The sequence below is a fragment of the Limimaricola cinnabarinus LL-001 genome (assembly GCF_000466965.1).
Lineage (GTDB): Bacteria > Pseudomonadota > Alphaproteobacteria > Rhodobacterales > Rhodobacteraceae > Limimaricola > Limimaricola cinnabarinus.
Genome location: NZ_BATB01000009.1, coordinates 40846 through 64742 on the forward strand (window position 1 = coordinate 40846; position 23897 = coordinate 64742).

27 protein-coding genes and 3 pseudogenes are annotated in these 23897 nt (G+C 66.1%); 15 read left to right on the forward strand and 15 right to left on the reverse strand.

The window, feature by feature from the left end:
* Positions 1-61 precede the first annotated feature (61 nt).
* Positions 62-880 (forward strand): trypsin-like serine peptidase, encoded by an 819-nt coding sequence (locus MBELCI_RS05435; RefSeq protein WP_021693155.1) that lies wholly within the window; start codon positions 62-64, stop codon positions 878-880.
* Positions 881-1024: 144 nt separating this feature from the next.
* Entirely contained in the window at positions 1025-1495 is a 471-nt protein-coding gene (locus MBELCI_RS05440; protein ID WP_021693156.1) for an Hsp20 family protein, read from the forward strand.
* Positions 1496-1684: 189 nt separating this feature from the next.
* Here the strand turns inward: MBELCI_RS05440 and MBELCI_RS05445 are convergent, their stop codons facing one another.
* The 3 genes and pseudogenes from MBELCI_RS05445 to MBELCI_RS05455 all read right to left on the reverse strand — a co-directional run.
* Positions 1685-2179 (reverse strand): pyridoxamine 5'-phosphate oxidase family protein, encoded by a 495-nt coding sequence (locus MBELCI_RS05445; RefSeq protein WP_021693157.1) that lies wholly within the window; start codon positions 2177-2179, stop codon positions 1685-1687.
* Positions 2180-2262: 83 nt separating this feature from the next.
* Positions 2263-5058, reverse strand: a complete 2796-nt coding sequence (gene polA / locus MBELCI_RS05450; RefSeq protein ID WP_021693158.1) for a DNA polymerase I — start codon at positions 5056-5058, stop codon at positions 2263-2265.
* Between the two features lie 163 nt (positions 5059-5221).
* A pseudogene (locus tag MBELCI_RS05455) lies at positions 5222-5395 on the reverse strand (zinc-finger domain-containing protein); the annotation flags it as partial.
* Positions 5396-5501: 106 nt separating this feature from the next.
* Between MBELCI_RS05455 and MBELCI_RS05460 the strand changes: the two are divergent.
* From MBELCI_RS05460 to MBELCI_RS22500, 3 genes are all read left to right on the forward strand, one after another.
* Complete coding sequence (locus tag MBELCI_RS05460) at positions 5502-6455, forward strand: ABC transporter ATP-binding protein (protein ID WP_021693160.1); 954 nt, start codon at positions 5502-5504, stop codon at positions 6453-6455.
* 30 nt (positions 6456-6485) lie between these two features.
* Positions 6486-6923 carry a mechanosensitive ion channel family protein gene (locus tag MBELCI_RS22495; RefSeq protein ID WP_369385369.1) on the forward strand — a complete coding sequence of 146 codons (438 nt, stop codon included), beginning with the start codon at positions 6486-6488 and terminating at the stop codon, positions 6921-6923.
* An 89-nt stretch (positions 6924-7012) separates the two neighbouring features.
* The gene (locus tag MBELCI_RS22500; RefSeq protein ID WP_369385372.1) at positions 7013-7492 is read left to right on the forward strand and encodes a hypothetical protein; all 480 of its coding nucleotides are present in this window, start codon (positions 7013-7015) and stop codon (positions 7490-7492) included.
* A gap of 47 nt (positions 7493-7539) precedes the next feature.
* On the opposite strand, the gene MBELCI_RS05470 is transcribed toward MBELCI_RS22500, so the two are convergent.
* Both MBELCI_RS05470 and MBELCI_RS05475 read right to left on the reverse strand, forming a co-directional pair.
* Positions 7540-7905, reverse strand: a complete 366-nt coding sequence (locus MBELCI_RS05470) for an HIT domain-containing protein (protein ID WP_021693162.1) — start codon at positions 7903-7905, stop codon at positions 7540-7542.
* A gap of 10 nt (positions 7906-7915) precedes the next feature.
* Positions 7916-9487: a DUF5928 domain-containing protein gene (locus MBELCI_RS05475; RefSeq protein WP_021693163.1), complete on the reverse strand. Its 1572-nt coding sequence runs from the start codon at positions 9485-9487 to the stop codon at positions 7916-7918.
* A 137-nt stretch (positions 9488-9624) separates the two neighbouring features.
* Here MBELCI_RS05475 and MBELCI_RS05480 point away from each other — a divergent pair, with 137 nt between their 5' ends.
* Positions 9625-10443, forward strand: coding sequence for a sulfotransferase family protein (locus MBELCI_RS05480; RefSeq protein WP_045319756.1), 819 nt, complete (start codon positions 9625-9627; stop codon positions 10441-10443).
* A gap of 6 nt (positions 10444-10449) precedes the next feature.
* Here MBELCI_RS05480 and MBELCI_RS05485 read toward each other — a convergent pair whose 3' ends face one another.
* Positions 10450-11502, reverse strand: a complete 1053-nt coding sequence (locus tag MBELCI_RS05485) for an acyltransferase family protein (protein WP_021693165.1) — start codon at positions 11500-11502, stop codon at positions 10450-10452.
* 139 nt (positions 11503-11641) lie between these two features.
* Between MBELCI_RS05485 and MBELCI_RS05490 the strand changes: the two genes are divergently transcribed.
* Positions 11642-12367 (forward strand): phosphatase PAP2 family protein, encoded by a 726-nt coding sequence (locus MBELCI_RS05490; RefSeq protein WP_021693166.1) that lies wholly within the window; start codon positions 11642-11644, stop codon positions 12365-12367.
* Here the strand turns inward: MBELCI_RS05490 and MBELCI_RS05495 are convergent.
* Together MBELCI_RS05495 and nth are read right to left on the reverse strand one after the other, a co-directional pair.
* Positions 12364-13346: pseudogene (locus MBELCI_RS05495) on the reverse strand (adenosine kinase). The gene MBELCI_RS05490 and the pseudogene MBELCI_RS05495 sit on opposite strands and share 4 nt — an antisense overlap.
* Complete coding sequence (nth, locus tag MBELCI_RS05500) at positions 13343-13987, reverse strand: endonuclease III (RefSeq protein WP_021693168.1); 645 nt, start codon at positions 13985-13987, stop codon at positions 13343-13345. Before nth ends, MBELCI_RS05495 begins: the two are co-directional and overlap by 4 nt.
* A 220-nt stretch (positions 13988-14207) precedes the next feature.
* Between nth and MBELCI_RS05505 the strand changes: the two genes are divergently transcribed.
* From MBELCI_RS05505 to MBELCI_RS05520, 4 genes are all read left to right on the forward strand, one after another.
* Positions 14208-15038 carry a methylated-DNA--[protein]-cysteine S-methyltransferase gene (locus MBELCI_RS05505; protein ID WP_045319757.1) on the forward strand — a complete coding sequence of 277 codons (831 nt, stop codon included), beginning with the start codon at positions 14208-14210 and terminating at the stop codon, positions 15036-15038.
* Between the two features lie 152 nt (positions 15039-15190).
* Complete coding sequence (locus MBELCI_RS05510) at positions 15191-15850, forward strand: YiaD family glycine zipper/OmpA-like lipoprotein (protein WP_021693170.1); 660 nt, start codon at positions 15191-15193, stop codon at positions 15848-15850.
* A 110-nt stretch (positions 15851-15960) separates the two neighbouring features.
* Positions 15961-16734 carry a FadR/GntR family transcriptional regulator gene (locus MBELCI_RS05515; RefSeq protein ID WP_021693171.1) on the forward strand — a complete coding sequence of 258 codons (774 nt, stop codon included), beginning with the start codon at positions 15961-15963 and terminating at the stop codon, positions 16732-16734.
* A gap of 54 nt (positions 16735-16788) precedes the next feature.
* Entirely contained in the window at positions 16789-17031 is a 243-nt protein-coding gene (locus MBELCI_RS05520) for a hypothetical protein (RefSeq protein ID WP_021693172.1), read from the forward strand.
* A 97-nt stretch (positions 17032-17128) separates the two neighbouring features.
* Here the strand turns inward: MBELCI_RS05520 and MBELCI_RS05525 are convergent, their stop codons facing one another.
* The 5 genes from MBELCI_RS05525 to MBELCI_RS05545 form a co-directional block, all read right to left on the reverse strand.
* Entirely contained in the window at positions 17129-17689 is a 561-nt protein-coding gene (locus tag MBELCI_RS05525; protein ID WP_021693173.1) for a F0F1 ATP synthase subunit B, read from the reverse strand.
* The gene (locus tag MBELCI_RS05530; RefSeq protein WP_045319758.1) at positions 17686-18243 is read right to left on the reverse strand and encodes a F0F1 ATP synthase subunit B'; all 558 of its coding nucleotides are present in this window, start codon (positions 18241-18243) and stop codon (positions 17686-17688) included. Before MBELCI_RS05530 ends, MBELCI_RS05525 begins: the two co-directional genes overlap by 4 nt.
* A 76-nt stretch (positions 18244-18319) precedes the next feature.
* On the reverse strand, positions 18320-18556 hold the full coding sequence (locus MBELCI_RS05535; protein WP_021693175.1) for a F0F1 ATP synthase subunit C: 237 nt from the start codon (positions 18554-18556) through the stop codon (positions 18320-18322).
* 70 nt (positions 18557-18626) lie between these two features.
* Positions 18627-19403: a F0F1 ATP synthase subunit A gene (locus MBELCI_RS05540; RefSeq protein WP_021693176.1), complete on the reverse strand. Its 777-nt coding sequence runs from the start codon at positions 19401-19403 to the stop codon at positions 18627-18629.
* Between the two features lie 4 nt (positions 19404-19407).
* The gene (locus MBELCI_RS05545) at positions 19408-19746 is read right to left on the reverse strand and encodes an AtpZ/AtpI family protein (RefSeq protein ID WP_021693177.1); all 339 of its coding nucleotides are present in this window, start codon (positions 19744-19746) and stop codon (positions 19408-19410) included.
* A gap of 220 nt (positions 19747-19966) precedes the next feature.
* Here MBELCI_RS05545 and MBELCI_RS05550 point away from each other — a divergent pair, with 220 nt between their 5' ends.
* Positions 19967-20332 carry an ArsR/SmtB family transcription factor gene (locus tag MBELCI_RS05550; protein ID WP_021693178.1) on the forward strand — a complete coding sequence of 122 codons (366 nt, stop codon included), beginning with the start codon at positions 19967-19969 and terminating at the stop codon, positions 20330-20332.
* Between the two features lie 2 nt (positions 20333-20334).
* Here MBELCI_RS05550 and MBELCI_RS22250 read toward each other — a convergent pair whose 3' ends face one another.
* Together MBELCI_RS22250 and MBELCI_RS05555 are read right to left on the reverse strand one after the other, a co-directional pair.
* The gene (locus MBELCI_RS22250; protein WP_021693179.1) at positions 20335-20463 is read right to left on the reverse strand and encodes a hypothetical protein; all 129 of its coding nucleotides are present in this window, start codon (positions 20461-20463) and stop codon (positions 20335-20337) included.
* A gap of 16 nt (positions 20464-20479) precedes the next feature.
* Positions 20480-21355, reverse strand: coding sequence for a LysR family transcriptional regulator (locus MBELCI_RS05555; RefSeq protein WP_021693180.1), 876 nt, complete (start codon positions 21353-21355; stop codon positions 20480-20482).
* A gap of 235 nt (positions 21356-21590) precedes the next feature.
* Between MBELCI_RS05555 and ffh the strand changes: the two genes are divergently transcribed.
* The 3 genes and pseudogenes from ffh to MBELCI_RS19790 all read left to right on the forward strand — a co-directional run bounded on the left by ffh (position 21591) and on the right by MBELCI_RS19790 (position 23894).
* Positions 21591-23087, forward strand: a complete 1497-nt coding sequence (gene ffh, locus MBELCI_RS05560; RefSeq protein ID WP_021693181.1) for a signal recognition particle protein — start codon at positions 21591-21593, stop codon at positions 23085-23087.
* Entirely contained in the window at positions 23084-23602 is a 519-nt protein-coding gene (locus MBELCI_RS05565) for a GNAT family N-acetyltransferase (protein ID WP_021693182.1), read from the forward strand. Before ffh ends, MBELCI_RS05565 begins: the two co-directional genes overlap by 4 nt.
* A pseudogene (locus tag MBELCI_RS19790) lies at positions 23599-23894 on the forward strand (chorismate mutase). The gene MBELCI_RS05565 and the pseudogene MBELCI_RS19790 overlap by 4 nt, the downstream one beginning before the upstream one ends.
* Positions 23895-23897: the final 3 nt, after the last annotated feature.

Genomic DNA, 23897 nt, shown 5'->3' on the forward strand with positions numbered 1-23897 from the left:
GCGGTGCCCTAGTCTTATTCTGAGGTCGCGCGATCCCCGCCGACCGCCCGAAGGGGGGCAGATGAGGCAGGCCATCGCGGTTGCCCTTTTGGTGCTGGTGGCCCTGTCGCTGCCGGTGCGCGCGGATCGGCACGATCTCATCGAGATGGTGACGGGTGACGACGCGCGCGGCTGGGAGGCCGTGGGCCGTCTCGACCTCGGGGGGCGCGGGTTCTGCACCGGTGCGCTGATCGCGCCCGATCTCGTGCTCACCGCCGCGCATTGTCTCTATGACCGCGACAGCGGTGATCGCATCGACCCCACCGAAATCGAGTTCAAGGCCGGGATGCGCGGCGGTCGCGCACTGGCCTATCGCGGCATCCGCCGCGCGCTGACGCCCGAGGGCTATGCCTTCGTCGGCACCGGCTCGGGCGCAGCGAGCGCCGAGGACGTGGCGCTTTTGGAACTGGCGCAACCGATCCGTTCGGCGCGCATCATTCCGTTTGAAACCGTGACCGGCGTCTCGGCAGGGGCGCAGGTGGGCGTCGTCTCCTATGCGCATGACCGGGCCGAGGCGCCGTCGCTGCAGCAGACCTGTGACGTGCTGGGTGAGGAGAATGGGCTTCTGGTCATGGGGTGCGACGTGGATTACGGCTCCTCCGGCTCGCCGGTCTTCAGCTTTGAAGGAGGCGAGACGCGGATCGTTTCGGTGGTGTCGGCCAAGGCCGAAATGGATGGCAGGAACGTGGCCATCGGTGTCGCCCTTGATCGTCCCCTGCCCGACCTGCGCGCCCGCATGGCCACCGGCACCGGCGCCTTCGGCGGGCTGTCGACGGGGCAGGTCCGAGTCGTCGGCGCCGGACAGAGAACCGAGATCGGGGCGCGGTTCGTCCGCCCCTGAGATCCGATACCAAGGATCTTGAAACCCTGAAAATCCCCACCCACATTGCAATCACGGAGCGCCACACCGGGCTCCGGATGCCCGGCCTGTCCCATGATGGGAAGGCCATCACGACGTTATCGCTTGAGATAAAGGATGACCGACATGCGTAATTTCGACCTTGCTCCGCTCTACCGTGCCACCGTGGGTTTCGATCAGGTTGCCGACCTGATGGACCGCGCGCTCGCCGGGGAACCGACCCAGAACAACTACCCCCCCTACAACATCGAGAAGACGGATGAGAGCGGCTGGCGCATCTCGATCGCCGTCGCCGGTTTCGGGGCCGACGACCTCGCCGTGGAGGTTCGCGAAAACACGCTCATCGTCACCGCCCGAAAGGCCGAGGACGATGCCGAAGGCCGCACCTTCCTGCATCGCGGCATCGCCACGCGCGCCTTCGAGCGGCGCTTTCACCTCGCCGATCACGTGCGGGTCACGGGGGCCAGCCATCTCGACGGCATGCTGCATATCGACCTCGTGCGCGAAGTGCCCGAGGCGCTCAAGCCGCGCCGCATCGAGATCGCGAGCCAGAAGCCGCAGGACGCCAATCTCATCGAGGAAAAGGCGGTCAACTGATACGACCGGAACTCCAGCCGGTCGTGCATGACGCGACCAGCCGGTGAGGCGACGGTCGTGGCATGCGAAGGCGCGGGTCCGAAAGGGCCCGCGCCTTTCTGTCGTCTCGCTTTGCAAAGACGAGAGGGTCGATGCTCCCACGACAAGGGCGGCCCGAAGGACCGCCCCCATCAGACGTCTGACGGTCCTTCAGAACCGCAACGTGTAGTTGTCGCCCACATCCGGCTTGGCTTCGCGCACGGCCTTGGCCTTGGCGATCTGAAACAGGAAAGCCGCCGAGCTGGTGGTAGTGGTCCAGACCTCGGCCTCGCGCAGGCGCAAGCAAAGCAGGCGCACGTCCGGATCGTTGCGCCCGTCGTCGAACCAACTCGCCGCGACGGCGTTCCAGACCTCATCGAGCTTGGCCTTGTCGTGGCTCAGTTCCAACGTGCCATGGGCATGGGCATAAAGCCCGTGCTTGTCCGAGGAAACCGAGAACAGCGCGTCGCGCGGGCTCGTCTCGACGGCGTTGGTCAACTCCTCGCCATGCGCGGCGATGAACCACAGGCAGCCCGTCTCGTGATCCACGTGATGGCTCATCGGTACGAGGCGGTCGGTGCCCTTGATGCCCACCATGCCAGCGCGCAGATCGGCGAGCCGATCCCAGAACATCCGCACCCGTTCTTCGTTGCTATGCTCGCTCATATGTCGCTCCAATCCCAGCGCGGGCAGCCACGATGCCGCCGCCCGCTTCGGGGATGCAACGATGCGCGCCGGGTGCGGTTCCGTCAGTGGGCGAGCGCCCAGTTCGGCCCCTGCCCGGCCTCGGCGGCGAGATGCACGTCGAGATGCACCGCCGGGTCCGGGGCCCCTTCCATTACCTCGCGCGCGATCGGGATCAGCTTCTCGGCCTCGGCCTCGTCCACCTCGAACAGCAATTCGTCATGCACCTGCAGCAGCATCCGCGCCGAGGGCACGCTCGCGATGGCGTCGTCCATGCGGATCATCGCGCGGCGAATGATGTCGGCCGCCGTGCCCTGGATCGGCGCGTTGATCGCCGCGCGCTTGGCAAAGCCGGCACCCGGCCCCTTGGCGTTGATTTCGGGCGTGTTGATACGCCGCCCGAACAACGTCTGCACATAGCCGTTGGCCTTCGCGAAGGCCGTGGTCTCGTCCATGTAGGTGCGGATGCCGGGGAAGCGTTCGAAGTAGCGGTCGATGAAGCCCTGCGCCTGATCGCGCGGAATGCGCAGGTTGCGCGCGAGACCGAAGCCCGAGATGCCGTAGATGACGCCGAAGTTGATCGCCTTGGCCTGCCGCCGGATCTCGGGCGTCATCTCATCCAGTGGCACGTTGAACATCTCGGACGCGGTGGCGGCGTGGATGTCCTGCCCCTCGCGGAACGCCTGCTTCAACTCCTCGATCCCGGCCATGTGGGCAAGGATGCGCAGCTCGATCTGGGAATAGTCGAGCGAGACGAGAATGCGCCCCGAAGGTGCAACGAAAGCCTCGCGGATACGGCGGCCTTCCTCGGTGCGGATCGGGATGTTCTGCAGGTTCGGATCGGTCGAGGCGAGACGACCGGTGTTCGCGCCTGCGATGGAATACGAGGTATGCACCCGCCCCGTTTCGGGATGAATATGCTCCTGCAGGCTGTCGGTATAAGTCGATTTCAGCTTGGAGATCTGCCGCCAGTCAAGCACGAGGCGCGGCAGCTCGTGCTCGGTGGCGAGGTCTTCGAGGATGTCCGCCCCCGTCGCATAAGCCCCGGTCTTGCCCTTCTTGCCACCCGGAAGCGACAGATCGTCGAACAGGATCTCGCCGAGCTGCTTGGGCGAGCCGACGTTGAAGGGCCGCCCGGCCTTGGCATGGATCTCGGCCTCGAGCCCCGCCATCTTCTGCGCGAAGGCGTTGGACATGCGCGACAGCACTTCGCGGTCGACCTGCACGCCCGCCCGCTCCATCCGCGCCAGCACCGGCACCAGCGGGCGCTCCAACGTCTCGTAGACGGTGGTGACGCGGTTGCGATGCAACTCGGGCTTGAACCGTTTCCACAGGCGCAGCGTGATGTCGGCGTCTTCCGCGGCGTATTTCACTGCCTCGTCGATGCCGACCCGGTTGAAGGTCACGGCGGATTTGCCGGTGCCGATCACCTGCTTGATCGGGATAGGCAGATGGTCGAGATAGCGTTCGCTGAGCGTGTCCATGCCGTGATTGTGCAGCCCGGCATGCATCGCGTAGCTGAGCAGCATCGTATCGTCGAAGGGCGCCACGTCGATCCCGAGACCCGCAAAAATCTTCATGTCGTACTTCATGTTCTGGCCGATCTTGAGGATCGAGGCGTCCTCCAGCACCGGCTTGAGCATTGCCAGCGCCTCCTCCATCGGCATCTGACCCTCGCAGAGCTTCTCGCCGCCGAAGAGATCATCGCCGCCCTCGCTGTGGCACAGCGGGATGTAGCAGGCATGGCCCGGCGTCAGCGCCAGCGAGACGCCGACCAGCTCGGCACGCATCTCGTCGAGGCTGGTGGTCTCGGTGTCGACCGCGACATGGCCCAGTTCGTGGATCGCGTCGATCCAGACCTGCAGCTCCTCGCGCGTCGTCACTTTCTGATAGCTGGCGTGATCGAAGGGCACCTCCGGCTCAGGCTCCGCGCTTTCGGTCGCCGCCACTTCGGGCACCACCGGCGGCTCGGTCCCGAGCTTTTCGGCGACACGGCGGGTTATGGTGCGGAACTCCATCTCGGCCAGGAACGCCAGTAGCGTCTCGGGGTCCGGATCGCGGATCTCGAGATCGTCGAGCGTGAAATCGAGCGGGCAATCGCAATCGAGCGCCACAAGCTGCTTCGACAGCCGGATCTGCTTTTCGTGATCGATCAGGGTCTGGCGCCGCTTGGGCTGCTTGATCTCGCCCGCGCGCTCCAGAAGCGTGTCGAGATCGCCGAATTCGTTGATCAGGAGCGCCGCCGTCTTGATGCCGATGCCGGGCGCGCCCGGCACGTTGTCCACCGAATCGCCTGCGAGCGCCTGCACGTCGACGACGCGGTCGGGCCAGACGCCGAACTTCTCGAACACGCCGTCGCGGTCGATGCGGCGGTTCTTCATCGGGTCGAGCATCTCGACCCCGTCGCCGACGAGCTGCATCAGGTCCTTGTCCGACGAGATGATCGTCACCCGCCCGCCCGCATCGCGCGCCTGACACGACAGCGCGGCGATGATGTCGTCGGCCTCGAAGCCTTCCTTCTCCTTGCAGGCGATGTTGAACGCTTCGGTGGCGGTACGCGTCAGCGGGATCTGCGGCCGCAGATCCTCGGGCATCGCCTCGCGGTTGGCCTTGTAGAGGTCATAGAGATCGTTGCGGAAAGTGTGGCTGCCCTTGTCGAAGATCACCGCGACATGGGTGGCGGCGTCGGGGCCGGTGTTGCCGTCGATATAGCGCTGCAGCATGTTGACGAAGCCCGACACCGCGCCCACGGGTAGCCCGTCGGACTTGCGCGTCAGCGGTGGCAGCGCGTGGTAGGCGCGGAAGATGAAGGCCGAGCCGTCGATCAGGTGCAGGTGGCACCCCTTGCCGAATTGCGTCATGCCCGCGTCCCCTCTTGCGATGTCGCGTGTCTGTCTAGCCGAAACCCCGGAAGGTTTCGGAGAAGATTCTTCGATGATGCCGGGAAAGCCCGCCTCAGCGGGTCTCGTTCTCCTGCCCCGAACGGTCCTGACCGCGGGTGATCTCCTCGAGCCCTTCGGCGCCCTTTTCCGCGTATTCGCGGTGTATGTAGCGCGCGTCGCAATAGGAGCAGTCGACCCAGCCGGTGTCGTGCGGGATCATCAGCCATACGCGCGGATGGCCCAGCCCCGCGCTGCCGCCGTCGCAGGCGATGCGCCAGGTGTCGACGATCTTGGTCTCGGGCGCGGGAAGTGTCATGAGGGGCCTTGCCTTGCTAACGGGAGCGGCCGGGCATGGACCCGGCCCTGATCGGACTACATTCTAGCCGCCCCACCCGCAGGGACAAGACGCGAAAGGACGCATCATGACCGACGCCGCCATCGAGATCACGGGCCTCAGAAAGACCTATGCCCCGAGCGCCAAGTCCCCGGCCAAGCTCGCGCTCGACGGCGTCGACCTGACGATCCCGGCGGGATCGATCTTCGGCCTGCTCGGCCCCAACGGCGCGGGCAAGTCGACGATGATCAACATCATGGCCGGTCTGGTGCTGAAATCCGAAGGCAGCGTGAAGATCTGGGGCTTCGATCAGGACGTGAACCCGCGCCAGAGCCGCGCCGCGATCGGAGTGATGCCGCAGGAGCTGGTGCTCGACCCGTTCTTCACGCCGCGCGGCGCGCTCGACGTGCAGGCCGGGCTCTGGGGCGTGCCGAAATCGCAGCGCCGCACCATGGAGCTCTTGGAGATGGTCGGCCTCGCCGACAAGGCCGATGCCTATGCCCGCTCGCTCTCGGGGGGGATGCGGCGGCGGCTCCTTCTCGCCAAGGCGCTTGTGCACAGCCCGCGCGTCCTCGTGCTCGACGAACCGACGGCGGGCGTCGACATCGAGTTGCGCAATATGCTGTGGCGCAACGTGCGCAAGCTCAACGAGCAGGAAGGCACGACGATCATCCTGACGACGCATTATCTCGAAGAGGCGCAGGAGATGTGCGACGAGATCGCGATCATCGATCAGGGCCGCGTCATCACCCGCGACACCACCGCGAACCTCGTCGGGCGCGTCGGGGCCAAGACGCTGGTGGTCACCCCCGGCGGCCCCACGGCGATCCCGCCCCTGCCCGAGGGCGTCAGCGTCAGCGAACGGCCGGGCGGCGCACTGGCCTTCAGCTACGACGCGCGGGGGATGGGCGCGGGCACGGTGCTCGACGCGATCCGTGCGGGCGGCATGACGCTGATCGACGTGAAGACGGAGGAGGCGGATCTGGAGGACGTGTTCCTGCAGCTTACCTCCAAGGCCAAGGAACCCGTCTCCGCCGCGTGAGGTTGCCCCTCCGATCACCGGAGGGACCGCATGGAAGAAGAGACACAGACCGCATCGCGCGAGAACATCGACAGCCTCGCGGGCGTCGACGCCGACACCGGCAACATCTTCGAGAAGATCGACGCATGGGTCGACGGCTTCTTCCGGCTGCTGCCCAATATCGCCGTGGCGCTGGTGCTTCTTGTCGTCTTCTGGTTTCTTGCGCGCGGCGTGGCGGCCCTCGTGCGCCGCTCGGGCAAGAAGCGTGGTCGCGACAATCTCGGCGATGTCGGCGCGAGCCTGCTGCGCTGGTTGGTGACGATCCTCGGCCTCATGCTCGCCGTGACGGTCGTCGCGCCGTCGATCTCGCCGGGCGATCTCTTTGCGGGCCTCGGCATCGGCTCGGTCGCGATCGGTTTCGCCTTCAAGGACATCCTGCAAAACATGCTGGCGGGCATCCTGATCCTGATCCGCCAGCCTTCGAGGTAGGCGACCAGATCGTCTCAGGCGGGCATGAGGGCACGGTCGAGCGGATCGAGACCCGCGCCACGCTCATCAAGACCTATGACGGCCGCCGCGTGGTGATCCCGAATTCGGACATCTACACCGACGCCGTGGTGGTCAACACTGCCTTCGACAAGCGCCGCTCGCAATACGATGTGCTGATCGGCTGCTCGGACGATTTCGACGAGGCCTGCCGCATCATGATCGCGACCGCCGGGACATGCGAAGGCGTGCTTTCCGATCCGGCCCCCGAGGCGATCCCGTGGGGCATGGATGCCGACGGCAACACGGTGCGGCTGCGCTGGTGGACGGACTCCAAGCGCTCGGACGTGGTCCATGTCTGGGGCCGGGTGATCCGCGACGTCTACAACGCGCTGAACGAGGCGGGCGTCGATCTGCCTTACCCGACGCGCATGGTGCTGTTCCACGATCAGACCGAGGCGACCGACGGCGACCGCACCGCCCAGCGCGAAGGCTGGCCGCAAAAGGGCGACAGCCCCGAACCGCGCCGCATCGCCGACGCCATTGCCAAGGCGGGCCGGCAGGAGGGGTGACCCCCGTGCCTTGCCCCCCCCCGCGGTGCCGGGGGGCGGCCGGGATCTCAGTCGCGCTCCAGCATTCGGCCCAGAGGCCGACCACCGAGGATATGCAGGTGGAAATGCGGCACCTCCTGAACCCCGTGCAGCCGGGCATTGGAGATGGCGCGGAACCCCTCCTCGACCCCGGCCGTCTCGCATATCTTTGCCACCATGCGGTTGAAGTCGAGGATCTCCGCGTCAGAGGCGTCCCGCGCGAAATGGTCGTAGCTCACATAGGCCCCTTTGGGGATCACCAGCACATGCACCGGCGCTTGCGGCGCGATGTCCTCGAAGGCGAGGCTGTGCTCGGTCTCGAGCACGGTTTTGTTGGGGATCTCGCCACGCAGGATCTTGGCGAAAATGTTCTGGTCGTTGTAATCGAAGCGCATTGCTTTCTCCTCAGTCATCGAACAGATGCGGCGTTTCGGCGATGTCGCGGGCCAGCTCGGGCGTGATTTCCAGAAAGGCCCGGAGCGCCGCGCCGTTCTCCTCTGCCCCCGCCCCTTCGACAAGCCTGTAATGCCCGGCAAGTCCGGCCTCGCGAAGCTCGCGCGTCTCGGCCTCCATCTGCTGGCGCAGGGTGGGCATCAACAGATCCAACCCGGCATCGCTTTCGCCTGCCAGCGCGCTGCGCACCGCATGCGCGCGCAGATAGGTGTCGTCAATCCCCGCATCGATTTCGAGGAGCCGCAGCGCCGCCTTGTCCTTCATCACGTCCCGAATCAGGTCGATCCGCGACGGATCGATGCACAGGGCAATCCGGTCTGTAGCGTGCAACTCGTAGAGCAGCCGCAGCGTCGCGCGACGATGCCGCGACCTCTTGGCAAGATCGTGCTCGATGCCGCCCATCGGCGGCAGATCGGCCACCTCCTCGTCGAACAGGTAGTCGAAGGCCCGCAACCCGGTGTGGTGTTTGATCGACCCCATGAGCCGTTTGGCGACATGCCTCTTGTGGCTGATCACGAGCAGCAGTTCCCGTCCCGCCCCGAGCGATCCGCCGCTGTCCCAGGCGCGCGGCGCGAAGCGCAGGCCGATCCGACCGCGTTCGGTGAGAAACCCATGCAGCAGCCGACCGTCGCCCCCAGTCGGAAAATCGCGCCGTCCCGAGGCCCACAGGTCGCGCAGCCGCGCCCGCAACCCGGTGGCGCCGGGGCTGATCTTGCGCGCGAAAAGCGCATCCTGCCCGAGCAGCAGGTCGTAGTGATCGTTGTGGAACGTCGCGGGCATGCCGTAATCGGTAAATGTCAGGAATGTCGGGCTGCGCGAGCGGATCTCCTCGCGAGGCACGAGATGGCGCACCAGCGTCTGGAACAGAGTCTCGTCGGGGATCCAGCTCCAGCGGAACAGGTGGCGCACATCCGGGCGCGCGTCGAGAAACCGCAGAACCGCCTCCACGGTGGCCCGCCGCAGGCACCACCATTGCGACCCGATCATCGGACGGATGTCGGCGGGGATCGCCCGCGCGATCCCCAGCCTGCCCTGCAGCGCGAGGCTGGCATAGAACAGCCTCTTGCGATCGCGTTCGTTGAACAGGTGCCAGCGGGTCAGACGCTCCTCGCGCATCCCGGTCTTGATCCAGCCGCTCTCGAAGAAATCGACGCTTTCGATCCAATCCGCCGGATCGGCCTGCAACCTGTCATGGGCATGGGCGGCCGATTTGATCGCCATGCAGTCCCCCGAGACGAGGTAGAAATGCGTGGCATCCGAAAATTGCTCCAGCCCCAGCCGCAGCGCCGATATCGTGGCGGCGACGAGACTCCATGCGCCCCAGCCGCAGCGCTGTCTGCGCCGCACCAGCGCGATGCCCTCGTGCCCCGACAGACCCTCCTGCAGAAGCCGCCAGTCGGCAAGGGCGGCGCGCGCGTCCAGATGCACCACCACTGCGTCGCCCGAGGCGGCGAGGCCGCGCGCCTGACGGATCACCGCCTCGGGATCCTTGTGGCACAACAGGATGAAGGCGATGCGCGTCATATGCGTTCCCCGGGCACCACGTGGGCGGGGCCATGCGTGGTTTGCGCCTTGATAGCGCGCGAAGCCGGCGCATAAACAGGTCCATAGGCATTTCGGGGCCCCATGTGGCCCAGGCGCGGCAGCGGATGGGACAGGATATGGGATTTCCGGGCACATGGATGACCGAGAGCGAGAGCATGGTGTACCGCGTGGTACCCAAATGCGCCTGCTCGACGATCGGTCAGATCATGTACCGCTCGGATCACGGCCAGTTCTTCGACGGCGATATCCACGATGCGCAGGAGGGCCTGCACAAATGGGCGCAAGAGCGCAGCCAAGGCCCGATCGCCGACAACGTGACCGCGCATAAGAGCCTCGTCTTCACCTGCGTGCGCAATCCCTACGGACGCATCCTGTCGTCCTTCTTCGACAAGATATGCGGCATTCAGCGCAACGGGCGCCGCTATCGCGGCAACCTCGTGCCGTTGCTGGTGCAGAAATACGGGATCGAGGTGGGCGATCCCGAAACCGGCTTTGAATTCGACCAGATCCGCAGCTTTCGCCGCTTTTTGCTGTTCGCGCGCGATACCATCAGATGGCGCAAGCCAATGGGCCCCGACATCCACTGGTCGGACATGTCGGGCCATGTCTCGACGCTGATCCGGGGCGGCGGGCGCTATGACCGGATCGTGCATACCGAGGCCTTCAACGCGGGCATGGGCGCGGTTCTGTCACACGCGCCGCTGCGTCACCCGGTCGATCTGGGTGCGATGCCGCGCTTCAACGAAAGCGAGGGGCACGGGCCCAGACGCGCCCACCCGGTCGAGGATTTCTTCGACGACCTGTGCATGCATCTCGTGCGCGAGGTCTATGGCCGCGATTTCGAGCTGTTCGGCTATGACATCGACGATCCGTCCAGACGGGACCCGGTGCGCGAGATCGACCTCGATGCGGTGCACGCCCGGCTCGCAGCCTGACGCGGATCACGCGGGCCGTCTTGCCACGGCCACGCCGCGCAACATGGCCCGGCGCAGCCATTCGAGGCCCCATGCCGTCGCCACGGAGCATGCCAGTAGATTGGCCAGCACCAGCAACGACAGCCGTGGCGCATAGATGAAAGCTTGGAGGAAGTAGTAGGCAAAGAAGCTGTGGATCAGCCACAGCGGCAGCGACAGCGCGCCCAGCGCCGCGAACGGACGAGTCAACCGCCCCATGTGCCGCGCGGCCCAGATCCAGAGCACGGCACTCAGGGGGGCGCTGAGGATCAGCGCCGGTGTCATGGCGAAGGGGGCCATGGCCTCCACGACGAGCGTCATCGCTCCGAGCAACACTGCCGTCCCGGCCGCGCGCGGCGCGGTCAGTGCCACCCGGTCGCCATGCCGCGCGATCAGCGCCCCCATCACGAAGGGGAATTGCCAGATCAGCCCGGCGGACAGGGAGAGAGGCTCCGGATCGAGCCGCAGCATGTCCATCACCGCCCCAAGACCGAACAGCCCGAGCGAGACCGGCACCGCCCAGACCATGCGCCGCGCCAGCGCCAGCAGCACCGGAGACGCGAGCAGGACCAGCGCGTAGGCCTCGGTGAACCACCATTCGTAATTATAGTCGTGGCGCAGCATCAGAGCATTGGTCACGAGGCGATAGGGATCGAGGGCGTAGCGCGGCGTGCCTTCGAACAACCGGTCCGAGAAGAACAGCGCGCCGATCGGCACCAGTACCGCGAAATAAAACCAGAATACGCCCGCGAATTGCAGCAGGCGTGCCAGGACCCGACGTAGCCCGCCCGGTGCCCCCGCCAGCGCGGCGCGAGCCAAGCCATAGCCGCTGATCATCAGGAATATCGCGACCACGACCTTGCCGTAACGCCCCAGCATGTATTCGAGCGGCACCCCGGGCAGCAGCGGCAGATATTCGGCAGGAGGCCGGATCAGCCCTGGCAGAGCGAACAGATGATGGACGAACATGCCCAAGATTGCCAAACCCTTCAGCACATCCGTTTCGACACGGCTAAAGGCGAGGGTGCTGGGCGCGGTCATATCTGCCTTTCGGTTCGCACCATCTGGCATCGGTCGTCAGGTGGGAGCAAGAGACCATGGCGATGCAGGGCTTGACGCGCGACGGCGTCGCGGGCCATTGCGGCCGGAACCCCGAGACGACCTCTCCCGTTGGACCGCCATGCCTGATCCCAGCCCGACCGACATCCCCGCCAATCTACGCCGCCGTCCCGAATTGTGGATGGTGCTGCTGTTTCTCGTCTCGCTCGCCGCGCTGGGCTTCTTCCTGCTCGCGGGCGAGGTGGTCGAAGGCGACACGGCGGCCTTCGACGAAGCGATCCTGCTCGCCCTCAGGACACCCGGCGATCTGAGCGATCCGATCGGCTCGCACTGGGTCGAGGAGATGGCGCGCGACATGACGGCGCTGGGCGGGGTGGCGTGGCTGACATCGCTGACAATCGGGGTCGCGGGGTATCTCGCGCTGTCGCGCCATACCCGCACCATGTGGTTCCTGCTGATCGCCATCGGCAGCGGCACGCTGATCAGCCGCAGCGCCAAGATGCTGTTCGAGCGCGCCCGCCCCGACCTCGTGCCACACGGCTCCTATGTCTACACCGCGAGCTTTCCTTCGGGGCACACCATGCTTTCGGCGGTGACCTATCTCACACTCGCGGTGATGCTGTCGCGGCTCGAGCCGCGCCGTGTGATCAAGGTCTATATCATGACCTGCGCGATCCTGTTGACCGGTCTGGTCGGCGTGAGCCGGGTCTATCTCGGGGTGCACTGGCCCACCGACGTGATCGCGGGCTGGACCGCGGGGGCCGGCTGGGCGGTGCTGTGCCTGCTCGTCGCGCAATGGATGCAGCGCCGCGGCCAGATCGAGCCGGCCGAGGACGCCAAGGACTAGAGCAACCCCGCATCCCTGAAGAGGCCCTTCAGATCCGCCTCGGGCCGGGCGCCGAAATGCGAGATCACCTCGCAGCGGCGACACAACCCATACGGCCCGCCGTTTCCAGATCGCGCTCAGTGGCGATGCCATAAAGGAAACCGGCAGCGAAGAGATCGCCCGCCCCGGTCGCGTCGACCGGCTTGACCTTGCGTACCGGCACCACGACCCGCTCCTCGCCCCGGATCAGCACCACATCGGCGCCCGACCGGGTGCAGACCACGAGGCGGCAATCGGCGGCAGCGCGCGTCAACGCCTGATCGAGGCGGCACTCGTAGAGGCTCTCCCATTCATGCTCGTTGCCAATGACGAAATCGAGTTCGCGCACCAGACGCTGGAAATCGGCACGATGCCGGTCGGCGCAGAACGGGTCCGACAGCGCGATCCCCGCCATACCGCCGGCCTTCTGGGTCAGGTCGGTGGCGCGCTCGAAGGCTTGCTTGCCCTTGGGCTTGTCATAGAGATAGCCTTCGAGGAACAGGATCCCCGCCCGTCCGGCCACCGCGTCGGGGACATCGTCCGGGCCGAGCTCGGCGGAAATGCCGAGATAGGTGTTCATCGACCGCTCGCCATCCGGGCTCACGAAGATCATCGAGCGCGAGGTCGGAAGTTCGCCCCCCGCCACCGGCGGGTTGGCAAAGCGCGTGCCGCCCGCCTCCATGCTTTGGGCATAGAACCGGCCTAGCGCATCGTCGCGCACCCGCCCGATGAAGCTCGTGTCGAGCCCGAGATTGCCAAGCCCCGCCAGCGTGTTGGCGACAGAGCCGCCCGGAGCCTGATGGCGGCCCTCCATGGCGCCATAGAGCGTCTCGCCGCGCTCACGCTCGACCAGTTGCATGATGCCCTTCTCGATGCCCATCAGGTCGAGAAAGCTGTCATCGGCCTGCGCGAACACGTCGACGATGGCGTTGCCGATACCGAGTATGCGGGGAATGCTCATAAGGTCTTCTCCTCGAAGAGGCAGAGATCGCGGATCGGGCAGATCGGACATTTGGGCTTGCGCGCCACGCAGATGTAGCGTCCGTGCAGGATCAGCCAGTGATGCGCGTGGCGCTGCCAGCGCGCCGGGACATGGTCCTCGATGCCGCGCTCGACCGCGTCGACATCCTTTCCGGGCGCGAGGCCGGTGCGGTTGCAGACCCGGAAAATATGGGTATCCACGGCTTGGGCGGGATGGCCCCACCACATGCTGAGCACCACGTTCGCGGTCTTGCGCCCGACGCCGGGCAGCGAGACGAGGGCGGCGCGCGAGGATGGCACCTCGCCGCCAAACCGCTCGACGAGGATCTCGCTCATCCGGATGACGTTCTTGGCCTTGTTGCGGTAGAGGCCGATGGTCCTGATATGCTCAATCAGCCCCTCGTCGCCCAGCGCCAGCATCTTTTGCGGCGTGTCGGCGATCTCGAACAGCTTGCGCGTCGCCTTGTTGACGCCGACATCCGTGGCCTGCGCCGACAGCGCGACGGCCACGAGCAGCGTATAAGCGTTGACGTGCTCGAGTTCCCCCTTCGGCTCGGGTTCGGCCTCGTGCAGGCGGGCAAAGATCTGGTCGATCTCGTGATAATCGAGCTGACGGGTCATCGCACCTCTATGCCCGGAGCCGCCCGCCCTCACAAGGGCGGCGGCGGTGCATGCGGACGCGGTCCGCACCATGAGTATTCAGAGTAAGTTGAGAAGGCACGTCCCTTGGTAACTTCACTCTTCAAATACTCATATCCCCGTCATGACGGAGGGGCGCGGCGGTCCGGGATGCGCAGCTTCCGGGTCGCGCAGGCGCCAAGGGCCGCGTAGTCTCGAGGCCATGGATCAGACCCACGCATATCACTATGGTGTCATGCGCCGCGCCATTGCGGCGATCGACGCCTCCCCCGCCCCCCTCGCGCTGGAGGATCTCGCCGCGCGAATGGAGATGTCGCCCGCGCATTTCCAGCGGATATTCTCGGCATGGGTCGGTGTGTCGCCCAAGCGCTACCAGCAGTATCTCGCACTCGGTCATGCCAAGGCGCTCCTGCGCGAGCGCTGCACCACCTTCGAGACCGCACAGGAGGTGGGGCTTTCGGGCACCGGCCGCCTGCACGATCTCTTCTTGCGCTGGGAGGCGATGAGTCCGGGCGATTACGGCGCGGGTGGCGCGGGGCTGGAGATCCGGCACGGCCGCTTCGACAGCCCCTTCGGCCCGGTCGTGGCGATGGCGACGGATCGCGGATTATGCGGGCTAGGCTTTGCCGCCGAGGCCGGGGTCGAGGCGACCTTCGAGGATCTGCGCAGCCGCTGGCCCGCCGCGCGCTTCATTAAAGATCCCGCCGTCCTCGCCCCATGGATCGACGCCGCCTTTTCCGGGCGCGGTGAGGCGCGGGTCGCGCTCATTGGTGCGCCCTTTGCGATCAAGGTCTGGCAGGCGCTCATGGAGGTGCCGAGCGGGCATGTCACCACCTATTCCGACATCGCCGCCCGCATCGGTGCGCCCCGTGCGGTGCGCGCCGCCGCCACGGCGGTGGGCCGCAATCCGGTGTCGTGGCTGATCCCTTGCCACCGGGCGCTGCGCAAGTCCGGCGAGCTTGGCGGCTATCACTGGGGTCTGCCGGTCAAACGCGCGATGCTGGCATGGGAGGCGGCGCGCGACGACGCCTGAGGCAGGTCTGCCACAGTGTATCGGGTTCCCGAAAAAGCCGGAACCTGCCTATCAAAGCCGCGTTATTGCATAGCAGCCGCACGCGGCCTCTATCTAACCGGGACAGGCGCGGGCATCCCACTTCCGCGCGACTCGCAAGAAATGGACAGATCATGATCACCAAGCTTCCCCTCGCGCTCGTCACCGTGTCGGCTCTCGCAGTGGCCGCCTGCCAGCCAGTGACGCCGAACAACCCCGACCCCAATGCCAATACCCGCCGCGGCGCTCTCGTGGGCGCGGGCCTCGGTGCTGCCGTGGGCGCACTCACGGCCGATGACAGCGACGACCGCCTGCGCAATGCCGCGATCGGCGCGGCCGTCGGCGGCGCCGCGGGTGCCGGCACCGGTGCCATGCTCGACCGTCAGGAAGCGGAACTGCGCAACCAGCTCGGCTCCAATGTCGGCATCGTCAACACCGGCGAACAGCTGGTCGTGACCCTGCCGCAGGACATCCTGTTCGACACCGACAGCGCCACGCTTACCGGTTCGATGACCAACGATCTGCGTGCCATCGCCGGTTCGATCAACAACTACCCCAACACCACCGTCAATGTGGTTGGCCATGCCGACAACACCGGCGCCGCGGCCTACAACCAGTCGCTCTCCGAAGCCCGCGCCCGTTCGGTCGCGTCGGTGCTGACCTCGGCCGGCGTCTCGTCCGCCCGGATCCGCTCCATCGGCCGTGGCGAGGATGCGCCCGTCGCGTCGAACCTGACGCCCGAAGGCCGCCGTCAGAACCGTCGGGTCGAGATCATCATCACGCCCAACGGCTGATCTCGACGTCCCGACCGCCCCATCGGGCCGCCCTTCGGGGCGGCCCTTTGCTTTGCGGTTGAGTAACGCTTGGCCCGGTAATACAATTTTACCAGTTGCGGAGGTTCAGCATGCCGTTCAAGCCCATCCAGCCGGAAAAGCTCTCTCATGGCGTGGTGCGACAGATCGAGGAGCTGGTGCTGCGCGGCATCCTGCGCCCCGGGGATCGTTTGCCTCCGGAGCGCGAGCTTGCCGAACGGCTGGGCGTCTCGCGACCATCGCTGCGCGAGGCCTTGGCGGATCTGCAGAGCCGCAACCTCGTCGAAAGTCGCGCCGGTGCGGGCGTCTACATCTCGGACGTGATCGGCTCGGCCTTCTCCCCCGCCCTCGTGCGGCTCTTCGCCACCCATGATGAGGCGGTCTCGGACATGGTGGCGTTTCGGCGCGACATCGAGGGGCTGGCAGCCGAGCGCGCGGCGCGGCTTGGCTCGGACAGCGATCTCGCGGTGATCGACGCGGTCTTCGCCCGGATGGAGGCGGCGCAGAGCAAGCCCTCTTCCAATGCCGAGGCCGAGGCCGGGCTCGACGCCGAATTTCACCTCGCCATCGTCGAGGCGAGCCACAATGTCGTCATGCTGCACATGATGCGCTCGATCTACGATCTGCTGCGCGAGGGCGTGTTCTACAACCGACAGGTCATGTTCCGCCAGCGCACGACGCGGGCCTCGGTTCTGGAACAGCACCGCGCCATCAACGACGCGTTGCAGGCGCGCGATCCCACAGCCGCCCGCGCCGCCGTGGCGGCGCATCTCGATTACGTGCAGAGCGCGTTGAGCGATCAGCGGCAGGCGGATCGCCACGAGGAAATCGCCAAGCGACGGCTCAGCCGGGAGACCGCCCGCTAGGGCGCGACGAAGGCCCCAGGCCGTGCTAGGATGGCGCTCACAGGAGGATGCGCCATGAAACATAAGCGACTCGCTCTCGCGGCCTGTGCCGCGATCTTCTCTGCCGGAATGGCCAGCGCCGGCCCCGGCTGCGACGGCAAGGCCCATGACGTCACCGCGAGCATGAGCCAACCGGCCCCCGCTCCGGATCAGACCATTGCCGAGGCCAAGAGCCATGCGCCCTCGATCGACCTGCTGGCTTTCAACATGCAATCAACAGCGCCCGAGATCATCATGCTCCCGGCCACCGATCGCTAAGGATCTTCATTCGAAGCGCCATGCGTGACCAAATGAAAAGGCCCGGATGCCATCGCATCCGGGCCTTTTCGTATCTGAACCAGAGGCTCCGATCCGGTCAGTGCAGCTTGGCGCCCACCGTCTGGATCGATTCGTCGATCATCTTGTCGGCACGCTGCGCGGTCATCTGGTCGGTGATGACCTGACGCGCGGCGGCCACGGCCACGGTGACGGCCTCGTCATGGACTTGGCGGACGGCCTTGTCCTGCGCCGACTGGATCTGCTCCTCGGCGGCGGTCAGACGACGCTGGATCGACTTGGCGATGTCGACTTTGGCCTGCTCGGCCGAGCGGTTGGCTTCATCGCGGGCGTTCGACACGATGCGGTCGGCCTGCGTCTGCACGTCCTTCTGCTTGCGCTCGAACGAAGCCAGAAGCGACTGCGCCTCCTCGCGAAGCCCGCGGGCATCGTCGAGTTCGGCGCGGATGCCGTCGGCCCGCTTGTCGAGGAGTTTGCCCACTTCGCGCGGAACGCGGAAGTAGAGCAGCACGCCGACGAAGAGCAGGAACGCCAGCAGCACCACGAAGTCGGTGTTGCCGAGCGAAAAGAACGGACCGGTCGCGGCCATCGCCGGGGCGGCGGCCATGCTCAGCGCGAGGGTTGCGAGAACGAGTTTCATGCGCGTTCTCCCAGCTTGGCGTCGACGGCGGCGTCCACCTTGGTGACGTCGGCATCGGCACCGAAGGCGGCCACGATCTCGCGGGCAACGTCGCGGGCGACCTCGCTCACGTTACGGGCAGAGCTTTCGCGGATCTCATCGATCGCCGCTTGGCTCTCGGCGGTCTTCGCGGCGATCTGCGCGTCGGCCTTTTCCATCTCGACATCGAGGTCGGCCTGGATCTGCGCCTTGGTCTCGGCGACGATCCGGTTCGCCTCGACGCGCGCGTCGGCGAGCGCCTTGTCATACGCGCCTTCGGCTTCGCGGGCGCGGTGCCGCAGCTCTTCGGCGGCGGCGATGTCGTTGGTGATCGTACCCGCGCGCTCGGCCAGCACCGCGCCGATGCGCGGCAGGGCAAAGCGGGACAGGACGAAATAGATCACGCCGAGCGTGACCAAGAGCCAGAAAATCTGGTTCGGGAAGCTGGAGACGTCGAGCTGGGGCATACCCGGCCCTGCGGCTTCGGCTCCGTGCACCGCCAGTGCTTCTTCGGCGGTAATGGTTTCGGTCGCCACGGCGTCCTCCATCGAGCCCTACGGAAATGGCGGCGCGGGGAAGCCCGCGCCGCCGGTCAGGAGATCGAGATCTGGATCAGACCGCGAACATCAGCAGCAGGGCGACGAGGAACGAGAAGATCCCGAGCGCTTCGGCGAAGGCCAGGCCGATGAACAGCGTGGCGGTCTGCGAAGCGGCAGCCGACGGGTTGCGCAGCGCGCCCGACAGGTAGTTCGCCGCGACCGAGCCCACACCGATGGCCGAGAGGCCCGAGCCGATGGCTGCGAGGCCGGCGCCGATGAACTGACCGAATTGTGCGATATCGCCTTCCATGGGGGTATCTCCTGATTTGGAATTGCGTGTTTGGTGAAGGGTGAACCGACCCCGAGGGCCGCGCCCCGTCTCAGTGCGACGGGTGCAGCGCGTCCTTGAGGTAGATGCAGGTGAGGATGGTGAACACATAGGCCTGAATGCCGGCCACGAGCACTTCGAGCCCGTAGATCGCGGTGATTGCCACGATCGAGAGCGGCGAGATGGCGGCGATGGCGGCAAAGCCCGCGAACACCTTGATCATCGCGTGACCGGCGACGAGGTTGCCGGCGAGACGGATGGAATGGCTGACGGGGCGCACGAAGTACGAGATCACCTCGATGATCGCGATGACCGGACGCAGGAACAGCGGTGCTTCCTTCATCCAGAACAAGCCAAGGAACGCCATGCCGTTCTTCACGAAGCCGATCACCGTAACCGCGATGAACACGCCCAATGCCAGAACGGCGGTGACGGCGATGTGCGAGGTCGGCGTGAAAGCCAGCGGCAGCAGGCCCAGATAGTTCGAGAACAGGATGAACAGGAACAGCGTCATGATCCAAGGGAAGTACTTGAGACCTTCCTTGCCGGTGACGTCTTCGACCATCTTGTAGACGAAGCCGTAGATCAGTTCGGCAGCCGACTGGACCCGGGACGGGATCACGGCGCGGCCACGGGTGCCGACCACCAGAAGCAGGATGACCGACAGGGCCGCCAGCGCCATCCAGAAGGTCGCGTTGGTGATGGTGTACCACGATACGGGATCGCCGATCTCGCCGAAGAGCGGCTTGATCTCGAACTGGTCGAACGGGTGGAACACCAGCCCGCCCGGCTCTTCACCTTCGACCAACGCAACCGTCTCTGTCGCCATTCTCTCAGCCCTCGTCGTCGCCGGCCTGATCGGCCTGCTGTTTTACCTGCAGCTCCTTGGCCGTGCGCAGCATCGTCTTCACGCCCGCCGCGAGGCCCAGAAATATGAACGGGATCAGGAAGATCGGCATGGTCCCGAAAAGGGTATCCAAACCGAACCCGATCCCGAAGCCGATCCCGAGACCGGCCACAAGCTCGATCACCATGCGCCACGCGACCTGCGCCTGGCTGTAATGGCTCTCCTGATGAGGGGCCTCTTCGGGCTTGCCCTTCAGCTTGGCGAGACGCTCTTCCAATGCGCGCAACCGCGCGTCGTGATCGTCTTCGTCGTGGCTGTCGGACACTCCGGGTCGGCCCCCTCATCGGTCGAGTGGGTGCTATAGCGTGGGGGAGAATTGGTCAAGCATGTGCGACCGGCGAGGAATGCCGCGTCTTACGCACTGATAAGGTTACATTTTTTGGAAAGCATGGAAAGCAACGCGGCCGTCTGGACCCGCAGGCGTGGAAGACTCGACATTCAACCGCGCGGTTGACGTTTCGCCCGGGGCACCGTCAGGGTGCCGCATGGCCGCATCCCTCGACCTGGTATTCTCCGCCCTTGCCGACCCGACCCGGCGCGCAATTCTCGCGCTGCTGCTCGAGGACGACATGGCGGTGACTGATGTGGCCGAGCCGTTCGAGATGTCTCTCGCGGCGATTTCCAAGCATCTGGGGGTTCTTGCCGAGGCGGGGCTGATCTCTCGTGACCGGCGCGGGCGCGTCACCTGGTGTCAGCTGGAGCCGGATGGTCTGCGCGAGGCCTCCGTCTGGATGCAGGGCTTCGGGCAGATGGAGGGCATCGATCTCGACGCCTTCGAACGTTTTCTGGAGCGGGAGCTCGGGCCGTCCACCACAGCGAACCCCGAAGGCCCCGCCGCGGCGGACGGTTAGGATCAGACGAGGCCGATCAGCGACAGAACCGCGATGACGACGACGACGAGACCGATGATGTAGATGATGTTGCGCATGACTGCCCCTTGAGGATGACTTGGTTGAATCTGACGAGCCAACGCTGCCCTCACGAATTCGTTCCTTGCCCTAGCACCAGCTTTTCGCGCGTTCCTTCAGGACCTTGAGAAAGGCCTGCACCTTGGGGGTGCGGTGCAGGTCGACATGCGTCACCACCCAGACCGGCACGCTCCACTCCTCCAGAGGGCCATGCACGATGGTCAGGTCATCATTCGTGTTGGCCTCGTAGAGGGGCACGAAGCCCAGACCGGCACCGGCCAGCACCGCATCGCGCTGGTTACGTTCGCCGTAAGCCCGGAAGCAAATCCGACCGATGCCGACGGTGTCGCGCAGCCAGCGATAGAAGGGTGCGCGGCTTTCGAGATCGTCCGCAGCCACGAAGCGGTGCGCCGGCAGGTCGCCGATTCCTTGGGGAAGACCGTGCCGCTCGATATAGGACCGCGCCCCCACCAGCGCGAAGCTCATGCTGCAGAGCGGGCGGACGACGTTGTCGGGCTGTTCGGGGATGTTTCCCGCCCGGATCGCCACATGTGCCTCACCGTATTCAAGACGAAACAGACGCGTGCCGGTCAGCAGCCGCACCATCACCTCCGGATGGGTGGCCTGAAAGTCGATGAGCAGCGGCGTCAGCAGGTCCGCCATGGTGTCGAGCGCCGTCACCGCCAGCTCGCCCTCGACGCCCCCGCCCTGCCCCTTGAGCCGGTTGACGAGTTGCGAGAACTGATCGTCGGTGGCCTGCGCCACCTGCAACAGGTCGCGCCCGGCCTCGGTCGAGGTGTAGCCGCGCGGGTGGCGCTGGAACAGCTTCACCCCCAAGCGCGCCTCGAGCGCGTCGACATGGCGGATCACCGTCGCATGATGCACGCCGAGCACGTCGGCGGCCCCCGACACCGTGCCCATTCGGGCCACGTGATAGGCGGTGCGGATTTCGTCCCAGTTGTCCATGCGGCTCTCCTCGGGGATGGGGCTCCCTTCTAGGACGCATCGCCGCCGGGTCCAAGCGGCTCGCACCTCTTGACCGGCGCGTCGATCCGCCGTAATTGCGACCCCCAAACCCGGAAGCTCTCGCTTTCCGGTCCCCGGCCCATATCGGGGATCGCCGTCCGTCAGCGCGTTGCGCCCACGGGCGCGCAACCGCATGGGGCCAAGGGGACTGACGCAACGGTCGGAAAGGACCGCCATGTTCGAATCGCTCTCAGACCGCCTCTCCGGCGTCTTCGACAGGCTCACCAAACAGGGCGCGCTGTCCGACGAGGACGTGAAGACCGCGCTACGCGAAGTCCGCGTGGCGCTGCTCGAGGCGGACGTTTCTCTTGCCGTCGCCCGCGACTTCGTGGCTGCCGTGCAGGACAAGGCGACGGGCCAGTCCGTCACCAAGTCGATCACGCCGGGCCAGCAGGTCGTGAAGATCGTGCATGACGAGCTGGTCTCGGTCCTGACCGGCGACAGCGATCCGGGCAAGCTCAAGATCGACAACGCCCCGGCGCCGATCCTGATGGTCGGCCTGCAGGGCTCGGGCAAGACCACCACCACCGCCAAGCTCGCCAAGCGCTTGACCGAGCGCGACGGCAAGCGGGTCCTGATGGCCTCGCTCGACGTGAACCGCCCCGCCGCGATGGAGCAGCTTGAGATCCTCGGCCGTCAGATCGGCGTCGACACCCTGCCCATCGTCAAAGGCGAGGACCCCGTTGCCATCGCCAAGCGCGCCAAGACGCAGGCCTCGCTTGGCGGCTACGACGTCTACATGCTCGACACTGCTGGGCGTCTGCACATCGATCAGGAGCTGATCGCGCAGGCGGCGGCGGTGCGCGACGCGGTCAACCCGCGCGAGACGCTCTTGGTGGTCGACGGCCTCACCGGCCAGGACGCGGTAAACGTCGCGACCGAATTCGATGACAAGATCGGCGTCTCGGGCGTGGTGCTGACCCGGATGGACGGCGACGGGCGCGGCGGTGCCGCGCTGTCGATGCGCAAGGTCACCGGCAAGCCGATCCGCTTCGTCGGCCTCGGCGAGAAGATGGACGCGATCGAGACCTTCGAGGCCGAGCGGATCGCGGGCCGGATCCTCGGCATGGGCGACATCGTCGCCCTCGTCGAGAAGGCACAGGCCACCATCGAGGCCGAGCAGGCCGAGCGGATGATGAAGCGGTTCCAGAAGGGCCGCTTCAACATGAACGACCTCAAGATGCAGCTCGAGCAGATGCTCAAGATGGGCGGCATGGAAAGCCTGATGGGCATGCTGCCCGGCATGGGCAAGATGGCCAAGCAAGCGCAGTCGGCGGGCTTCGACGACACCATGCTCAAGCGGCAGATCGCGCTGATCAACTCCATGACCAAGAAGGAACGGGCCAACCCTGACCTGCTTCAGGCCAGCCGCAAGAAGCGCATCGCCAAGGGCGCGGGGCTGGAAGTGTCGGAGCTGAACAAGCTGCTCAAGCAGCAAAAGCAGATGGCCGACATGATGAAGAAGATGGGCAAGGGCGGCATGCTGAAACAGGCCATGAAGGGCATGTTCGGCAAGGGCGGCGAAATGCCCGACGTCAACGACCCCGCCGCGATGGAAAAGGCTGCCAAGATGCTTGGCAAGCAGCTGCCGCCGGGCATGGGCAAGCTGCCCGGCATGGGCGGTGGCATGGGTCTGCCTCCGGGCCTCTCGGGGCTGGGTCGCAAAAAATGATTCCGTCGCTGACCACCGACCGGCTGCACCTCGTGCCGCCCTCGCTGGCACATCTGCCGGCCGAGCGCGCGTTTTTCGCCTCCGAGCGGTCGAGCTTCGTCGGCGGACCGGCCCCGCGCCACAAGGCATGGCGCGTGATCGCGCTGCATCTGGGTCATTGGCAGATCCTCGGCTTCGGCATGTGGGCCGCCATCGAACGCGATACCGGCACGCCGGTCGGCCTCGTGGGCCTTTGGGGCCCCGAGCCCTGGCCAATGCCCGAGCTGGCCTACCACCTCTACGAGGGGGCCGAGGGCTGCGGCTATGCGACCGAGGCGGGCCGCGCCGTGCTCAACTTCGCGCGCGACCGGCTCGGTATGACCGAGCTGGCCTCGATGATCGACCCTGCGAATGCGGCGAGCCAGTCGGTCGCCCGCCGTCTCGGCGCACAGAACACCGGCACCGAGTTTCGCGCCGATCCCGAGGGCAAGCCTGTGGAGATCTGGCGCCACGACCTGACGGGAGAGCGCCCATGACCGACACTGCCAGCCGCGCAGCACAGCTTCTCAAGGGACACCGCGAGAGCATCGACCGGCTCGACGCGATCCTCGTCTACACGCTGGGCGAGCGGTTCAAGCACACCCAGGCCGTGGGCCGGCTCAAGGCCGAGCACGACCTGCCCCCGCCGACCCGATCCGCGAGGAATCGCAGATCGCCCGTCTCACCGATCTTGCGAACGAGGCCGATCTCGACCCCGAATTCGCCAAGAAATTCCTGGCCTTCATCATCCAGGAAGTCATCAAGCACCACGAACGCCACCAATCCTGACGG